The 17,056-nt window shown below is 45.7% G+C and carries 11 protein-coding genes and 1 pseudogene; 3 read left to right on the top strand and 9 right to left on the bottom strand.

All coding sequences use genetic code 11. From position 1 onward, the window contains the following. Positions 1 to 551: 551 nt before the first annotated feature. The 3 genes from ACESLK_RS24450 to ACESLK_RS24440 are packed head-to-tail and all read right to left on the bottom strand — an operon-like array spanning position 552 to position 4,416. Positions 552 to 2,537 carry a glycoside hydrolase 5 family protein gene (locus tag ACESLK_RS24450; protein ID WP_373232337.1) on the bottom strand — a complete coding sequence of 662 codons (1,986 nt, stop codon included), beginning with the start codon at positions 2,535 to 2,537 and terminating at the stop codon, positions 552 to 554. 18 nt (positions 2,538 to 2,555) lie between these two features. Further along, positions 2,556 to 3,434 carry a carbohydrate ABC transporter permease gene (locus ACESLK_RS24445; RefSeq protein ID WP_373232336.1) on the bottom strand — a complete coding sequence of 293 codons (879 nt, stop codon included), beginning with the start codon at positions 3,432 to 3,434 and terminating at the stop codon, positions 2,556 to 2,558. A gap of 22 nt (positions 3,435 to 3,456) precedes the next feature. After that, positions 3,457 to 4,416, bottom strand: coding sequence for an ABC transporter permease (locus ACESLK_RS24440; protein WP_373232335.1), 960 nt, complete (start codon positions 4,414 to 4,416; stop codon positions 3,457 to 3,459). Positions 4,417 to 4,570: 154 nt separating this feature from the next. On the opposite strand from ACESLK_RS24440, the gene ACESLK_RS24435 reads away from it, so the two are divergent. Beyond that, complete coding sequence (locus tag ACESLK_RS24435) at positions 4,571 to 6,307, top strand: sensor histidine kinase (RefSeq protein ID WP_373232334.1); 1,737 nt, start codon at positions 4,571 to 4,573, stop codon at positions 6,305 to 6,307. Next, positions 6,304 to 7,905 carry a response regulator gene (locus tag ACESLK_RS24430; protein WP_373232333.1) on the top strand — a complete coding sequence of 534 codons (1,602 nt, stop codon included), beginning with the start codon at positions 6,304 to 6,306 and terminating at the stop codon, positions 7,903 to 7,905. The genes ACESLK_RS24435 and ACESLK_RS24430 overlap by 4 nt, the downstream gene beginning before the upstream one ends. A 54-nt stretch (positions 7,906 to 7,959) precedes the next feature. Here ACESLK_RS24430 and ACESLK_RS24425 read toward each other — a convergent pair whose 3' ends face one another. The 5 genes and pseudogenes from ACESLK_RS24425 to ACESLK_RS24405 all read right to left on the bottom strand — a co-directional run bounded on the left by ACESLK_RS24425 (position 7,960) and on the right by ACESLK_RS24405 (position 14,810). Next, on the bottom strand, positions 7,960 to 9,657 hold the full coding sequence (locus ACESLK_RS24425; RefSeq protein ID WP_373232332.1) for an extracellular solute-binding protein: 1,698 nt from the start codon (positions 9,655 to 9,657) through the stop codon (positions 7,960 to 7,962). A 215-nt stretch (positions 9,658 to 9,872) separates the two neighbouring features. After that, positions 9,873 to 10,781, bottom strand: a complete 909-nt coding sequence (locus ACESLK_RS24420; RefSeq protein ID WP_373232331.1) for a glycoside hydrolase family protein — start codon at positions 10,779 to 10,781, stop codon at positions 9,873 to 9,875. Then, positions 10,762 to 10,938 carry a hypothetical protein gene (locus tag ACESLK_RS24415; protein ID WP_373232330.1) on the bottom strand — a complete coding sequence of 59 codons (177 nt, stop codon included), beginning with the start codon at positions 10,936 to 10,938 and terminating at the stop codon, positions 10,762 to 10,764. Before ACESLK_RS24415 ends, ACESLK_RS24420 begins: the two co-directional genes overlap by 20 nt. Further along, positions 10,935 to 11,935: pseudogene (locus ACESLK_RS24410) on the bottom strand (glycoside hydrolase family 43 protein). The gene ACESLK_RS24415 and the pseudogene ACESLK_RS24410 overlap by 4 nt, the downstream one beginning before the upstream one ends. 589 nt (positions 11,936 to 12,524) lie before the next feature. Then, positions 12,525 to 14,810, bottom strand: coding sequence for a beta-L-arabinofuranosidase domain-containing protein (locus ACESLK_RS24405; RefSeq protein WP_373232329.1), 2,286 nt, complete (start codon positions 14,808 to 14,810; stop codon positions 12,525 to 12,527). A 213-nt stretch (positions 14,811 to 15,023) separates the two neighbouring features. Between ACESLK_RS24405 and ACESLK_RS24400 the strand changes: the two genes are divergently transcribed. Beyond that, positions 15,024 to 15,875, top strand: a complete 852-nt coding sequence (locus ACESLK_RS24400) for an AraC family transcriptional regulator (protein ID WP_373232328.1) — start codon at positions 15,024 to 15,026, stop codon at positions 15,873 to 15,875. A 131-nt stretch (positions 15,876 to 16,006) separates the two neighbouring features. On the opposite strand, the gene ACESLK_RS24395 is transcribed toward ACESLK_RS24400, so the two are convergent. Then, positions 16,007 to 16,936: a glycoside hydrolase family 43 protein gene (locus ACESLK_RS24395; RefSeq protein WP_373232327.1), complete on the bottom strand. Its 930-nt coding sequence runs from the start codon at positions 16,934 to 16,936 to the stop codon at positions 16,007 to 16,009. Positions 16,937 to 17,056: the final 120 nt, after the last annotated feature.

Raw genomic sequence — 17,056 nt, 5'->3', positions numbered from 1 at the left:
ATAAATTCCTAGAACTTTACTCATCCCGCGCATTCGCTTGGGCTTTGCCCTCCAGTGTAACATTTACAACCTAACGATCCATCGTCCCGATGGATAAACCTACTACACAAACTTCTTGACGCTACCACGTAAACATACACATGCATAGAATGTATATGATTTTTCGGATATATTTACAGAATTCGGGCCCAAATTGCGTATTTTGTATGAAATTTCGCATAGAATCGACTGATTCGATGTATGTGCCGCTCATTTTGTATGATTTTTCGTATACATTTTGTCTCCCGCAGGTTTCCGAAGTTATGAACTATTAATCGACAGGCTCATTTTGCGACATGGTGGAACGTGCCGGCAGAATACAGCGAGCGAATAATGGGGCAAACAATTATTTGGTAGTGTCCAACGCAACGGTTAACCGCAACCCTATGTTATTCCTGCAAAATCTAAAAGATCTGGTGGGATAGAGCAGTTGTTCGCTGATTATGCCGTCGTAGAAAAAAAAACGCCGAACCCATTGGATTCGGCACTGCCATTTATCTTGCCCCTTTTGATCAAAACCCCGTTTTCGGTATTTCATCCGGGCAGTCCTCGTACGGCTGAACCTCTCCGACGCGGATACCATACATCCGTTCATGAGTCTGCTTCATTGCCTCAATAAACGGACGGTAAGGCTGTTGACACACATCAACGACCCCTATTTGATAATTCTCACCATCGAAACGTCCCAATACAGGTTGATCGTTCAGCTGAAAATAATGAACGCCAATCAGCTCCGGTAGGGAAGCCGCTTGCTCGACAAAGTACCGGTACGCTCGTCCGCGGTCTTCCTGACTGGCTACCGCGCGAATACCGTAGGCCAGCATGCCGACATCGGCAGCGCCGAAATGGAATTCGCCGATCATGACTGGCTTATTCAATCGTTGGCTAATATGCTGAGTGAACTCACGATCCGGCTCAAATTGATAACAATTAACGGAGAACACATCGAATGCCTCACATCCTTCCAGGATGTCGTCGCTGCCTACCCATGCGTAACGCATTCCTAGATTCAAATGGTTGGGGTCCGCTTGTTTGCAATACCTGGCCGGCACTTCCACGTACCGTCGAATAAGCACACGGTTAAAGGCGGCGAAATCCTCTTTTCGGCTAAGATTATCCGACCAATCAGAAGAGGCCGCCTCGTACAAATCCTCGAACCGTTCATATTCGCTCGCCCAAGCGGCGTTCAAGCAGTCAACAGTTTCATACTTTTGAATCAACCCTACGACAAATTGCACTTTGCTTGCTAAACGTATGGGCGATTGCAGCATCTGCTCCATCAAATTCAAACCATCGACAAACGCCCAATGAGGCTCGTTCCGCATAAAGTAACCGATCAGCCTCCGATCTGACTGCATCGGAATCAACTGTTTGGAGAATTCCTCGGCATTAAGTTCGTATTCCAGATTGAATACGTCCGGGAAATCCCGGTATATTGTCTGCTCCGTACCAGGGAAGCCATCCATCGGATACACATACGGGAGTTCGGATTGCCGGATATAATCGGGACTGGACCAGTTGCCAATCGTATTCATCCCCCACTCCTTCATTCGATGCTCCGTCAAATCGGCCCATCTCTCCCGCCATTCCTCTCCGAATACACGGATCAGGTTGGCAATCGCAAAGCTGTATCCCTCGTGTATCCATGCATCCCGAAATGGCCCGTTTTTATCCGGAAGCGGCGGAATCAAATGCTCCATTCCCGTGACCCTCATACTATCGGAAGGATGAATGCAATCCATCCCCGTACTGAACAGGGCGTAGCCTTCGGGATCGACGAACCACCACCGCTTCCCGTCATGTTCTGTCCGGAAAAAGCCAGACGAGCCAAATTGCAGCTTCTTCCACCCGCCATAACGGCCGTGATCCAGCCACCTCGCATCGCCTTCCTGCGAACGCTGCCACTCCTGAGTTAAAGCACGATCGAGTTGTTCAGGGTTATTCGTTTTCCCCTTCCAATCCTTCCCTGCCAACTGTCCAAGCTCATCGATATATGGCATCGATTCGTACTGGAATTGCGGAACGGACCGACTTAGGGATAGTCCGGATATTACCAAGCTTCTAGAAGCGACCGAAGGAATGGTCGAGATGTCGAACCGGGTGATAAGGTTCCGATCTACATATACATCTCCCCGTATAACGGTCTGCATAATTCCTGGAAACCGGTCGAGAAATAGCTTTTCTCCTCTCAGGGCAGTCAAAGGAACGCAGATTCTCGTCGTTACACGCGGTAATATACCTAAATGGACGGTGATCGATCGGTTTGCTTCATCATGGAACGAGAATAGTACGACCAGAACGTCATGCGACTCATGATACACGTCCGCAACCACAAATTCATAGTCCGTCCAGATGCTAGCTTCATAACCCCTGGCATCCAGATGTACGCCTCCCCCTTGCGATGAGGTTTCCATCCGAAACCCATTCACTCCGATTACCTCCATATGGGTATCCGTGCTGCAGCGAAACGCTGCGGCAGGCAGATCGAATGTTGCCACGTTTGTTCAACTCCTTATCTATTCTTTCACTGCCCCAAGAACAATGCCCTTAACGAAGTATTTCTGCAGAAACGGATAAATAATGAGTACAGGCAGCGCTCCGATAAAGATTTGCGCCGATTTAACCGTCCGTTGCGATAGGTTTTCCATATCTTGAGGATTGATGCTTATCTTGCTGAAATCCTGCTGCACGACGACGGTTTGCAGGAAGGTTGCCAGCGGATAGTTCTTCGTATCCATCATGTAAATCAGGCCATCGAACCAAGAATTCCAATGAGTTACGAGCGTAAACAGCGTAATCGTCGCTAGCGCGGGCATCGAAACCGGCAAGTGAATACTTAACAATATCCGGAATAGTCCCGCTCCGTCAATAAGCGCGGCCTCCTCGAGCTCAACTGGAATCGTACGGAAAAAGTTCATGAGAAGTATCATATTATAGACGCTTAATGCCATCGGCAGTACGAGCGCCCAGATCGTGTCGATGAGATGAAGATTCGTAATCAGAATATAGCCCGGAACCAATCCGCCGGAGAACAACATCGTAAACACGAAAAACCACATGTAAACGTTCCGGCTTTTGAACTCTGTATAACGTTTGGACAACGCATATCCCGAAAGGATAATGACAGCCATGCCGATAGCAGTACCGAGAATGGTACGGTATAAGGAATATAAGATCGCTCTTATAAAAGCGGGATTATCGATCGTCTTCTTATACGATTCCAATGTAAAATCCACCGGCCATAGATTAACGATATTAGCGGTTGCCGCTGACTTCCCGCTGAAGGAAACCGCAAGCACATGCAACAGAGGCAGCAAGCAGAGCAATGATACGGAAATCAGGAAAATATGATTGAACATATTGAACACTTTATAACCAGTCGTTTTATGATACAAGACTCTCCAGCCTCCTCTTTCTTTAGAAAATCCGATAGTTTCCGAATCTGTACGCCATCCGATACGATACGATAATCAGGACAAAACTAATGATCGATTTGAACATCCCGACTGCCGTTGCAAAGCTGAAATCTCCTTTCAGCATAGCCGACCGGTAGACGAAGGTATCGATGACATCTCCTTTGTCGTAAACGAGAGGATTATAGAGGTTAAAAATTTGGTCGAACCCGGCATTGAGCACATTACCGAGCTGCAGCGTGGCCACTACGACGATAATCGGCAGCATAACCGGCAACGTCACGTGAATCGTCTGCTGCATCCGGGTTGCACCATCCACTTCGGCTGCCTCGTACAATGCCGGATTCACGCCGGCAATTGCGGCTAGATAAATAATCATAGCGAATCCGAATTCCTTCCATATATCGCTGACAACGATAACGAATCGGAACCAGTCTCCATCTCCGAGGAAGAAGATCGGCTGCATACCGAACCAATCGACAAGCATCCGATTGACAATCCCTCCCTTAACCGATAATAAATCGATTAGAATACCTCCGAGAATAACCCACGATAGAAAGTGCGGAAGATAGACGAGCGTTTGGATACTGCGTTTGATCCCTTCTTTGCGAAGCTCATTCAACAGCAAGGCAATCACAATCGGCACAAACAATCCGCAAACGATCTTTAACACTGAGATAATCAATGTGTTCCAGATGACTTGAACCGAATCCTCGAACATAAATAACGACTCGAAATGCTTCAGACCAACCCAGTCCGATTTCAGAAAACCGAGCCAAGGCTTATAATCTTGAAAGGCCATAACGAGGCCGAGAATAGGCAAATAGTGAAACACGATGGCAATGATCGTTGCCGGTAAGATCATCATGTGCAGAGGCCATGTTTTTTTCAAACCTCTTCGCCATTTTGAAACCTCTTTAACTCTGGCAGGTTGTACGACTATCTCTCCAAGCCCGCTTTTCATACGTAAATCCCCTCTCTGTAAGTACCAATTACACAACGTTTAACTTCTGCTACTATTATATCAACAGGTTTTGAGCTGACCTATGATAAGGTCTTAACATCTATATCCCCTCTCATAACCTCTTTCATATATTCAGACTTAGGCGGTGACCATCATGATAAAATATAAAATATTTCAAAAGCTTCTCGTGATGCTGGCGGCATTGCTCATTCCGGCTACTTTGTTATTTGCCTATGCGAATCACACGAGCGAGAACGTCGTAAGAGAAACGCTCGAGAATTCAGCTTCGAGGCAACTGGAATTTTCGATGCAGCAGCTGGAGCAATCGCTTCGACAGCTCGAAAGACAGACGGTTCTTCTTGTAAACGATTCCACAATCAAGTCCTATGCCAGCTCGCTTGAATTTCCCGAATATTTGGATCATCTGTTGATTCGGAAAACCGTCGAAGAGAAGCTAACCCTGCAAAGTCAAGCTGAACCGCTCATTCACAATTTAACGGTGTATTGGCCATCCATACGGGAGGTAATATCAACTGCGGGAACAACCGAGTTCAATTACGAAGAGCTCATTAGAAGGCCTAAAAATCGTTGGTTTATCAGCAATGTACAAGGGAAGCTTGCCTTTCACTTGTTGTTTACTTACCCATCGCTTGTTAAACCGGATTTGAGTAATACTGTTGCGATAGTTGAGATGACTATTTCGAGCGATTATTTACGTTCGGTCTTACGGGGGCTTGATGCATCCGGTAACGGTAAATCTCTCTATTATTATCCCGGAGCCGAACTGATTGGGAGTAATGAAGACGAAGAAGTGAAGCTATTTCCGCGACTTCTTGAAGAGAAAGTGTTTGACAGTAATCCTTCAGACCACCCCCGACTTACCGTTCTGAAGATGGAAGGCGTAGAGTATATGGTCCAGTCGATAAGTATTCCTTCATTCGGAGGTACGGTAGTCAGCTATATCCAATTGGACGAGTTTCTCAGTCCGCTCCAGAAGGTAAATTGGCTCGTAAATGGCAGCCTGCTCTTTCTGTTTATTGCGGGAATCATGATATCCTATTTGTTTTTCCGCCATTTCCGCATGCCTTTTGGCTATTTGGTACGTAAAATCGAAAGCTTGGGTGCAGGTGATTATGCCAGCAGAGCATTAGTAAAATCAAACACCGAATTCGATTATTTATTTGAGCGGTTCAACGATATGGCCTCCCGTATTCAATCCTTGATCGAGAATGTATACGAAGAGAAGGTTCGCACGAGAGAAGCGGAATATAAACATCTGCAGTCGCAAATCAACCCTCATTTTCTATATAACTGCTTATTTTACATCGTAAGCATGGCGAATAAATCACCTACGGCTGTCGTCTCAATGGCCAAAAATTTGTCGGAATTCTATCGCTATATCACGCGCAAACCAGGAACGAAAACGACGTTGGAAGATGAAATCCACCTAATTGAGAGCTATCTTGAGGTGCAGTCGCTGCGTAATAAACGGTTGACATACAAAATCGAAATACCTGCAGCCATGCTCACTCTCCCCGTCCCTACCTTGCTTCTGCAGCCGATTGTGGAGAATGCGGTCATTCATGGCTTGGAGGAAAAACGGGATTCTGGGTACATTCTAATTAGAGGGACAATAATAGATAATCAATACTCTATCCACGTAGATGATGACGGCGCCGGCTTATCCGATGAGGAGTTACAATCGCTGAGGGAGCGCGTCCGAAATAACCTTGCGATAACGGATGAAATGGGCTGCGGATTGTGGAATGTGCATAATCGGTTAGTCCACCGCTTCGGAAGCCATTCCGGCTTGTCTTTCTCAATCAACGAATGGGGGGGCCTTCGGGTGACTATTCAACTATCGTCTAAAGAGCTGGAGGTTTTCCAATGAACGTCTTACTAGTTGACGACGAGGATTATGTACTCGATTACTTGGCAGATGAGATCGTATGGTCAAGCTTCGGGATAACCGGTGTATATCGAGCAAGCTCCGCGGAGGAAGCGCTCGATATTGCAGGAGAGATACCTGTCGCGCTTGTCATAACGGACATCCGAATGCCCGAGATTAGCGGGCTGGAGCTGCTCACGTCGCTGCGACGCCAGTACCCGGATATAAAGGTCATAATGTTATCCGGGTATTCCGAATTTGAGTATGCCAAGAAAGCATTGCAGCAAGGCGCCGTTGATTATTTACTGAAGCCCGTCACACAAGAGGAAGTATCGACGTGCTTGAAGAAAGTTTTCACTCTAATCGAGAATGAAAAGCTGCACAAGGAAAATCTCTCGACTGCAAGCGAGTTGATGAAGCTTGGGATTACCCGCATGCGTGAGCATTTGCTTCACGATTTATTACTCGGCAAAAGATACTCATTCGAGGACCTGGATCGGCAGCTGAGAACCCTCCATCTGCCGCTCGTGCCGGATCAAAGCTGTATGCTGGCCTTAATCAGAATCGAAACGGGAACCGAATATATAAAACGTGAGGATTTCGAGCTTTTCAGTTATGCTCTTCTGAATATAGCGGAGGAGATTATTTTCGGAAAGATCAAGGAGATGCCCTCTCTTTGGTCATGCAAGGATTCGCATCGTTTTGTCATTATTATGCTTCCGCTCGATACAAACGTTGAACAACCGGAGCTTCATAAACGAATAGCTGCTCTTCAGCAAGCCGTGCAAATTTATATGAAACGAACCGTTTCCATTCTGATTACGCGTCCTTTCCCCTTCCGGAATGAGCTTCATCGTCAGTACCAGCAAGCACTAAACGTATTCTGGCGATCAATCGGCACGCGCAGCGGGATTGTCATTACGATGAACGAGACAGATGGAGATGAGGGGCTGAAACCTTTAACGCGGCTTCATCAATCCCCTACGATATCAGAGTTAATGGAATCGGGTCGTTGGGAAGATGTCACTAATAAACTCGAGCTCATCCTCGAAGAGTTGGATATGCCTCCATTCCGGACGCAACAGCATCTCATAGAGGTAGTCTATTACTTGTTCAGCAACTTCTCCTATATTGCCCATAAACAAGGGGATTCGTTTGCGGAAATGATCGGTAACCCCTCATTGCTTCGGGATTCTTTTTATTTTCAATCCAAGGATCAAATCAAAGAATGGGCCTTGGCGCTTATCGAGCAGTTCAAACGATCACTGCATGACAATACGCCTGGTCGAAGTCATATCATCCGGCAAATACATGAATTTATCGAACGCCACCTTCAGGAAGATGTGTCTCTCACTCGTATCGGCGAACACGTCTATCTTCACCCGGTTTATCTATCCCGCTTGTATAAGAAAGAAACCGGAGAAAGTCTATCCTCCTATATTACACGGACTAGGATGGAGAACGCGGCCCGACTGCTGACGTCTACGAATAAGAAAGTGGCCGATATCGCCAAGGAGGTTGGCTATCAGAAGACGCAGTATTTTATTCATATATTTAAGGAGTATTATGACTGCACACCCCAGAGCTTCCGGAATCGATAAAAAAAGGGCTGAACCTGAGACAACATACTCAGATTCAGCCTTTTTTCGATTTCCTTACGGATTCACGCTTTTGTACCATTCATTAACTTCTTTTTCGATTTGGTCGCCGCCCTTGCTTTTCCAATCCGCTACGAACTTATCGAATTGATCCAGCGGTTCGTTGCCATAGATGATTTTGGCGAAAGTCTCCAGTTCCATCGTTTTTAAGTTTTCGCCTTTACTTCTCATCGTTTCTGTAGGAGCGCCCAGGAACTCGGTCGGCGCATTAATGCCGGTCATTTCATAATTCAAAGCGCCCGCGCGGATTTGTTCTTTATCCGCGACTAGTATTTGATTGTGTGCTCTCTTCGTAGGCTCGCCGCCTTTGTAGATATAGTCGAAATCTACAGAACCTTGAAACGGTATGGCAGGCGTATTCCAGAACAGAGTATACTTACTTGGCGAAGCTACCTTATCATTAGGAGTTGGAAACTTCTTTGAATCATATTCTAGTTTGCCGTCTACAATCGCATAATCATAGCCTTCGAAGAAGCCGTCTTTGAAATCGCCCGTTTCGAATGGATTATCATATATTTTATCCATATAGAGGAAGAAAGCATCCATATGCTTGAAATCTTTGTTAAACATCATAACTTTGCGTTCATTGACGAATCCGGTATATCGAGCAGATTTGCCATCTGGCCCGGTCGGCAGCACATATGCTCTGAGCAGGGCATCCGGGTTGTTCCCCTTAACATCCCCGAGCGGCCAGCCATTCGATCCGCCAGCCCAGAATGGAGCCGCGATCATACCCGATTTGCCTTGGATAAAGCTCTCCGTTGCTTTCACTTCGTCAATTGCCGCCATTTCGGGATCCAAATAACCTTTCTTGTACCATTCCGCAAGCTTTCCAAGGCCTGTCTTGATTTCAGGCTGAATCGATCCGTATTTCAAGCTGCCATCATCGGCTTTCTGCCAATGAAACGGAATAAATTTACCGGTATACGCGCCGAAGATAAAGCTCACGTCGGACATCCAGTTGGAGAATCCGTTCCGAGTCGATAAACTAAATCCGAAAGTGTCCTTTATGCCGTTGCCGTCCGGATCTTGATTGGTGAAAGCATCCATGACTGTCTCGAATTCTTCGATAGTCGTAGGTGCTTTCAATTTCAATTTATCCAGCCAATCCTGGCGAATCCATAGGACGGGGTTCGTTCCATCGCCGCCCGAGAAGATCGGAAGCCCCAATAGCTCCGAACCTTTCTTCACTTGATTCAATGCGCCGCTGTTATCCGAATAGACCTTTTTAATCCGTTCAGATGCATACTTGTCGAAATCTTCCCCAATGTCCTTCACCTTGCCGGATTGAATGAGGTCGGCAATCAAGTTGACGTCTTGCACGATGAACACGTCGGGCAGTTGATCTTGCGTTGTCAGTGAAAGTCTGAGCTTCGTATGATAAGCATCGTTGTCAGCCGTGTTCCAAAGATCCTTGATTTCAATGCCTAGCTTGTCCTTCGCCCATTTATTATGAACGTTGTTGTGAATATCTTCTCCATTGTAGAAGGTATAGTCTCCTCCAACCGGGCGAGCGGTCGTAATCGTCACCGGAGGCTCGAATTTTCCGTCGGCATTTTGCGCCGTCGCCGATTCACTGGGAGCCGGATTCGATTCGCTGGCTTGATTTGAATTGCCGTTCCCCCCGGAAGAGCATCCGACCAAAGTTGTAATAACAAGCGTAAGCAACATTGCGACCCATTTATTTCTTTTCATTGTGTGTCCCCTCTCAAATGTTCATCTGCTACTCATTTATCGTAACAAACAGAGAGGAATTGCGTATATGCCCTAATCTTAACAATTATAACCTCTATCCTAGCGAAGTTCGACGACACGCCGTTCGTAGAAATTAAGCCACATCATTTTATCGTCATATTGAAAAACAAAAGCAATCCTGACGCTGAAAAGCGACGGGATAGCCTCCTCTAATGTTATACTTCCGGCTTCAGCATTAATTCAAACGGTTGATCCCGCTCACAGATCAATAGACCGTCTATTACTTCTAATCTTGCCACCTGTATGGATGAACGTCTTGTCTCGTAGGTCGGTGTTTCGATTCCGTTTATCCTTCCAGGATGCGTAAAATAAAAGATAAAAGCTTCTTCTCCCTGAACAATAACATCTGCATGCAAACCGATTGTTCCATCATCTTCTCTGCTGCCTGGCTTATCGAGAATTAACCCGTTTGGCTCCCAGTTGATCAAATCATCGGAGCGATACACCCCCTGCCCTCTCCACTCATCCACAATCAACCAATAATAATTTTTAAAATGAAATACATTCGGCCCTTCATGTCCGCGTCCCAAAATCACTGCTCCTACACGGTCCCAGTGATATAAGTCCTTGCTGTCCGCAGCATACGTATGGTTATTCTCTTTAAACCACATCCGGAATATTCCGCTTGGAAGCTGATAAATACAAGCATCAATTATACTCTGTTCACTAATTTGAAGCTTGGACTGAAACGTCCATTTCAGGAGGTCGGGACTTGTATAATGAAGCATATCGGCCTGTCGGCCCCAATCCTCCGGGACACCTTGAATATACGAAACGTACATATGGTAGATTCCGTCATGCCAGAAAATTTCCGGCGCCCAAAAGGTATTGTGCCCCCATTCCAGTTCAAGCCCCGTAAGCGTTCCTCTATACACCCATTCGTTCCCATCCGTCGATGAAGCTACTCCGAGGTCGGTTCCATGAACCCAAGCATATTTCCGATCCTCGGCTGTCGCCCTGCGGTTCGTATATATCATCCACCATTCCTTGGCCTCCCTATTCCATATGACAACAGGATCCGCCGCTCCATCAAATATAGGATCTCTAAATAATGGTGCTTTCATAGATCATCAACCTTCCTTCTCGCTGAATGACGTTATACGTGATGTTTCGGAATGTAATGTTTTCGATCCGATTGCCTGCCACTGGATTATAATCTTTATTCCATAAAACAGGACCTTTTTGATTGGTTTGTATTTTTAATTCGCCTTGGATATTCATGATCGTGTTCCCCTCATAGATCGAATATCACTATCCTCAACAGGAATTCCGAAGTCTGGAGTTCCGTCCTCATTCCAACCTAATTTTTGCGCTCGTGTGTGACGGTTAGGATCATATAACGGTTCGCCAACAATTTCCTTATAGTTGCGGGAATGATAGACCATAATATCCTCCGATTCATCCTCCGATACCGTAAAGCAGTTGTGGCCAGGTCCGTATTGTCCGGTCGCTTCATTGGATTTGAAAACAGGCTCCGGCGATTTGGTCCATGAATCCGGGTTTAACAATTCACTTGTATCCGCAGCAGTTAGCAGCCCCATACAATAACGATCATCCGTGGCGCTTGCCGAATAACGATATATATTTTCCCGTTCTTCTTCAGAACAGCAGCACCTTCATTAACCCAATGGCCTGCAGTTTCCCATGAATATTCCGGTTTCGTGAGCATGACCTGCTTGCCTCTAAGGGTCCATGGATTGGACATTTCAGCTATATAGAGATTCGTGCCCTTCATTTGCGGGTCATTTTGCGCCCAAACGAGATATCGTACACCTTGATGCTCGAAGGTCGTAGCGTCCAGAGCCATCGATTCCCAATTCGATATAAGCTGACCTTTCTCTACCCATGTTAGTTCCAACGGATTAGCGGCTTCATTCTCAAGAACGTACATACGAATCTCCCATACTTCGTCCTTCTTCTCATCCGATCCTCCAGCTGCAAAATAAATATACCATTTGTTATCTATAAAATGGATTTCAGGCGCCCAAATATGAGCACTCATCCGGCCCTCGGCATGCTTCGTCCATATGACCGCAGGAATGGCGGTCCCCAAATCCTGTATCGTTGCAGCCCTTCTGAGTTCAATACAATCATACGCCGGGACAGAAGCCGTGTAATAGTAGTATCCGTCTGTATGTTTATAGATCCAAGGATCTGCGCGCTGTAGAACGATTGGATTTGAAAATGAATCTCTTAATTGATTTTCTTCAACGGTCACCGCTTTTCATCTCCTTTTCTTCTTTGATTCGATTGTAAGTGCTTGTTCTTTCGGCAACAATCAATTATTATGGCTAAAAACTGACTTATCGTGCTTTATTGTGAATATTTCCGCCAATTTTCCGAGCACACAAAAACTATCGTTACTACTTAGGTCTTCCAGATACGGAGACTTTTTCTTTATGTTTAAGGCTCAGTTATCGATAAATGTTGGAATTATGAACAAAAGTATAAATGGAATTAAAGGCTATTGTGTATGAAATTTCATACAGAATTAAGTAGAATGTTGTAACAGGAGCTATTGTGTATGAAATTTCATACACAATTAAGCAGAATGTCGAAGCGGGAGTTGTTATGTATGAAATTTCATACAGAAATAGAATGTTACATAAGTAAATCTAATTCAAAACGCGGAGGCTTTGTTTTAGGCATGTGGAAACAATGCTGTGTATTCGAGCGAATACATCAGCTCCAGCTTTTTTGTGAAATTCGCATGAAACCTTATATCACTTTTTTAAAAAACCCAAGCCCGGGTTACGTCAAGAAAGATCGCTCGACAAAACCGAACTTAGGTTATGATGACTAAGGTTCTATTCTTTAATGTTTGATCTCATCGTTCGCAGGACGCCGAAAATTCCATTACGCTTATCTTCCGGCACAAACTTAAACTCCACTTGATCTTGCCCATTAATCATTGCTTCCGGAATAGAATAGGTTTTCGTAACGAATTCGCGTCTGTGCTCCGGAGCCGACCGTTCGCTAATCAATAGTTTGCCATTCGCATAAATATTCATTATACGGTCATTATGCAGGGATAGGTATGTCACCTGAAGCAGGTTCTTCGTGCCCGGAATCACTTTCAGCTTATAACTGAACCATCCGCCGGGAGTCGCCATTCTCCCGTTCTGGCCTTCCCTTGCTTCGCTGACTGTTTCTTCTCCCTTAACTTCATGCTGCAATTCATACTGATCGTTGCCTACTTGAACACTGTCAATCGTCGCTTCTTTCACAAGCTGTTCCACTCTCGCTTGCTCCAAGTGCCGCTTCAACTCCTTGGAATCCGGTTCGACGATGTTCCAGTAGATGCCGTATCGCTCCTGATGCTGCTTGTAATGGGGGGTGAAGATGAGCCGGTCATCCTCGTCCGTATTTCGCAGCCTGAATACAAGCCTACTGCCTTCCTTCACAAGATGCCGATCAATCCCTTCCAGCCACTGGTCCGGGAGCATTCCGGTCGGAATCAAGAAATCCTTTATTAGCATTTTGCGGGTCGGCACTTCAACCATAATGCCCGTTTGAGCTTTGCTCAAATCCTCAGTGCCTAATGCAGAGCTCAACACAACAGGTCCGTATTGGAAACCAACCGCATTCGGATTATCCGGCAGCCGCGATACGATAACATTCATAGGCAGAGTCAAAGCAAGCGTATCGCCATGCTGCCATTCCCGATCCATCACGATGCGGTGATCACGAGTGTCTAAAGCGATTGGTTCGCCGTTCAATCTGGCCTCGATATTCCCTCTGACCCAATACGGAACGCGAATATGGAGCTTAAAAACTTTGGCTTGCTGATCTTCGGTCTCAATCTTTAGCGTCACTTGATCGTAATCAGGGATGCCGGAGCTCTGTATTAGCTTCACTTGCTTCTGTCGCCAGTCAAGGGTCGAGCTTACAAATTGAGTCACATAAAGCTCATCATCTTTATGATAGTAGACGCTGTCATTCAGCTTCGTAAAGCTTTCCATCCCCGTGCCAGTGCAGCACCAGAAATGCTCGAAGGGCGAGCTGTAGATTTTGAAGTACCCCGTTGCCATCGGTTGGAAGTACATGGTCATCCCGGTCTCCGGATGCTGCGAGGAGAGAATCGCGTTGATATAGGTTGTCTCATAGAAGTCCGCGTATTTTCTATCCTTTGTGAGCTTGAATAATTCGCGGGTCAGCTTCAGCATGTTGTAGCTGTTACAGGTTTCGCAGGTGATATCCGTACGTTTCCTATCGAGAATATCCGGTTCGCCGAAATGCTCCGACTCGCTATTGCCGCCGGTCATGTAGCTGTGATTATAGACGACGATATCCCAAAACTTCTTGGCGGCATCCAGGTAGAAGCTTTCACTCTCACCCATGACCAAATAACGATTCAGGGCTCCTAAAAATTTAGGAATCGTCGTATTGGCATGCTTCCCTGCTAGAATATCCCTGCCTTGCTGGATCGCTTCGAACAAAGGAAGCTCATCAAATTTATGAGCCGCGTCGAGATGCTTCCGGCTGCCGGAAATCTTGTACAAGTCGTAGAGACAGTCATTCATCCCGCCATATTCAACTGCCAGAACGGTAGCTTGAAGCTCATCTGACCATTGTGATGTTCGGGACGCGACCCAGTCGCCTAATCGCACTGCAATATCGAGTGCCTCTTGCGATTTGGTTGCATGATAAATGGCGATTATCCCTGCAATGATCTTATGCATCGTATACCAGGGAACCCACGCCGGCTGCTTCTTCTCAACATTATCGATGAGTGTCTCAGGAAACGCTGAGAGATAACCGCTGCTAAATTGGCATTGCGATAATTCGCTAACAATATATGATAACCTTTCCTTCAATGCTGGATCTCTCAATTGGGAGTATGCCTGCGCTAACGCTGTCAAATAATGACCGAGCGTATGTCCGCGAATCTCTGTATTTTCCCAACCGGGGTATTTCTCGGCTTTGGGCGCCAGCCCCTTGGTCTCCCGGAATCCGGCCAGCAAGCGATCGACATCGTAGCTCCGTAAATATTGAATTTCTTTCTCAAAGGCATTAACCTGATATTCGCCGGTAAGCGTTACCTGATCTAATCCGAAATCTTGCAATGTGTCCTGCATCAACTTAGCTTTCATGATCCTTACCCCTCCCACTCAACTATTCCTCTACAGATTATCGTTAAATGAATGGAGTGGTAAATGGAAAAACGATTGAATTCGTGTAAAAAAGACATATGCGTGAAATCAGCGAACAACACATCAACAGGATTTGTTATCGTACGAATACCTTGTATACTTAGAACAGTGCACCTCATTCAGGTGTAAAAAGGTTTGAGGGCGGCGATCCATGTGACGGTCCATACTTTTCAAGTAGAGAAACCGCTGCAGCTGGTTATGACGGGGAAGTTCATTGCTCCCTCTCCCGATTGGATGCACATGAGAAGAATGCTGATGGATTACGAACTTTTCGTGCAGACGAAGGGTATTTTGTATATCGCGGATGAACAGGAGAAACACGTCTTGCACGAAGGCGATTATCTGCTCATGCCTCCTCGGACCAATCAGTACGGCTACCGGGCATCCGACTGCAGTTTTTATTGGCTGCATTTTACATCAGACAATCAACCGACCGTTGCTTATGATGAAGAAGCTTATGAATGCCCGTCCGGATCAATCGCGATTCCAAGCAAAGGCACTTTAAGCAGTGCGGACAAGCTTATTGTCATGATGAAACAACTGCAGGATTCTATTCGAAGTTATCAAGATCCAACGCTGAATAACTATTTGGCAACTAGTATTCTGTGCGAGCTATGCAATCAAGCTTTTAGAGTCAGGAAAGCCTCCCAGCCAAAGTTGAAACAGCTGCAGCTATATAACGACATTGTTGACTACATCAAGTGGAACCAGGATAAACAGCTTAAGACTTCAAATATTGCGGAGCACTTCGGCTACAATGCCAAATATTTATCGCACCTTTTCTCCAAAATTGCCGGGGTGCCGCTCAAACGGTTTATTTTGCAGCAGAAGATCGAAGCCGCTTCCTTCCTGTTGACTGACACGAATATGAACATAAATGAAATCGCGATGCAGCTCGGCTTTCATGACAGCCAGCATTTCATGAAATCGTTCAAACAGATGACGAATCTTACGCCGACCAGCTTCCGCAATGCAGCTGCCAATCGATTATTGTTCTATAAGTGATAGTACTTCCTTAAGCTTGAAAAATTATATAGTTCAGTCATCACGGTCAATAAGATAACGCTTCCAACAGAGCGCACATGCCGGATGATTATGAAAAAACCAGACAAGCCATTTCTCTTGTCTGGTCCTTGTTAATACCAGTTTTTTATTTTGTTGTACTCTTCCATTGTTATTGAAAGCACAGTTCCGTGCTTGAAGCGGTAAGGGAAGCTGAAGCTTTCATCCGATCGGATAAAGAGTCCACTATCAATCTCATCTGCTATAAAAGGAACATATCCCTGTCCTTCTCCTTCGACACCGAAAAAGTCCAGCATCAGGCACCATTTACCATTGCTCAGCTTATACGCTGTAGGTGCTTCATAGGCGGGGTGGCCAAGCTTAGCCATTTCCCCATTAAATTCCTCAATTGTTACGTATTCACCAGTTAGGGTTTCTCCCTTTTGCAGAATAATCCCAATGGGGTTTGATTCGCTTTTCAAGAAGCGGTAGAACATGCCGTTCTCCTCGTAGATGGCAGAATCAATTACTCCACTGTCTTCCTTCCGGTAAAGTAACTGTGGTTTAGTAAAGCTTTCAAAATCCTTTGTTCGAGTAAAATAGATTGCTTTATGTCCGAAATTATTGGATGTATGAGCCGACGACCAGTGAATGACGTAATCATCCTCCATTTGATCGTATATCACGTCCGGCGCCCAAAGACAGCCGAAATCCTTACCCCCTAATTCGATCATTCTCTGCTCCGACCAGTTCACAAGGTCGTCCGATTCCCACAAGGAGAGAAATTTACTCCCCCCCTTAGTAATGTTATCCCAGTTTCCCTCGTACTTGGTATGAAAACAGTTGGCAAGGCTTAAGTCGGTGGCAAGGATATAAAATTTTCCATACTTCGTTCGAACGATTGTATGGTCTCGGACTCCCTTATCACCTTTTTCACTCCAGAGAATGGGTTGTCCTCCGTTTACCTTTTCCCAGTTAAACCCGTCAGTACTGAGAGCAAAATATACTTGCTCGCCATCAGGGGTTTTCTTTTCCTTAAAATGCACGAATAAATAGGCTTCCATTAGAATGATATACTCCTCTCAATATCGATATCAGGCATGATCCTGAGTGCGGTTCTAAAGATCCTCGAAAAATGCCGAATAAGTCGCTTTTCATTCGATTTTAAGCGCTTGTTCACCCGA

Origin of the sequence: Cohnella sp. (assembly GCF_041640265.1) — a bacterium.
In the GTDB taxonomy this organism is placed as follows: Bacteria; Bacillota; Bacilli; order Paenibacillales; family Paenibacillaceae; genus Cohnella.
The sequence above is the reverse complement of the archived record's forward strand: the minus strand, read 5'-3'. Positions and strand labels throughout refer to the sequence as shown.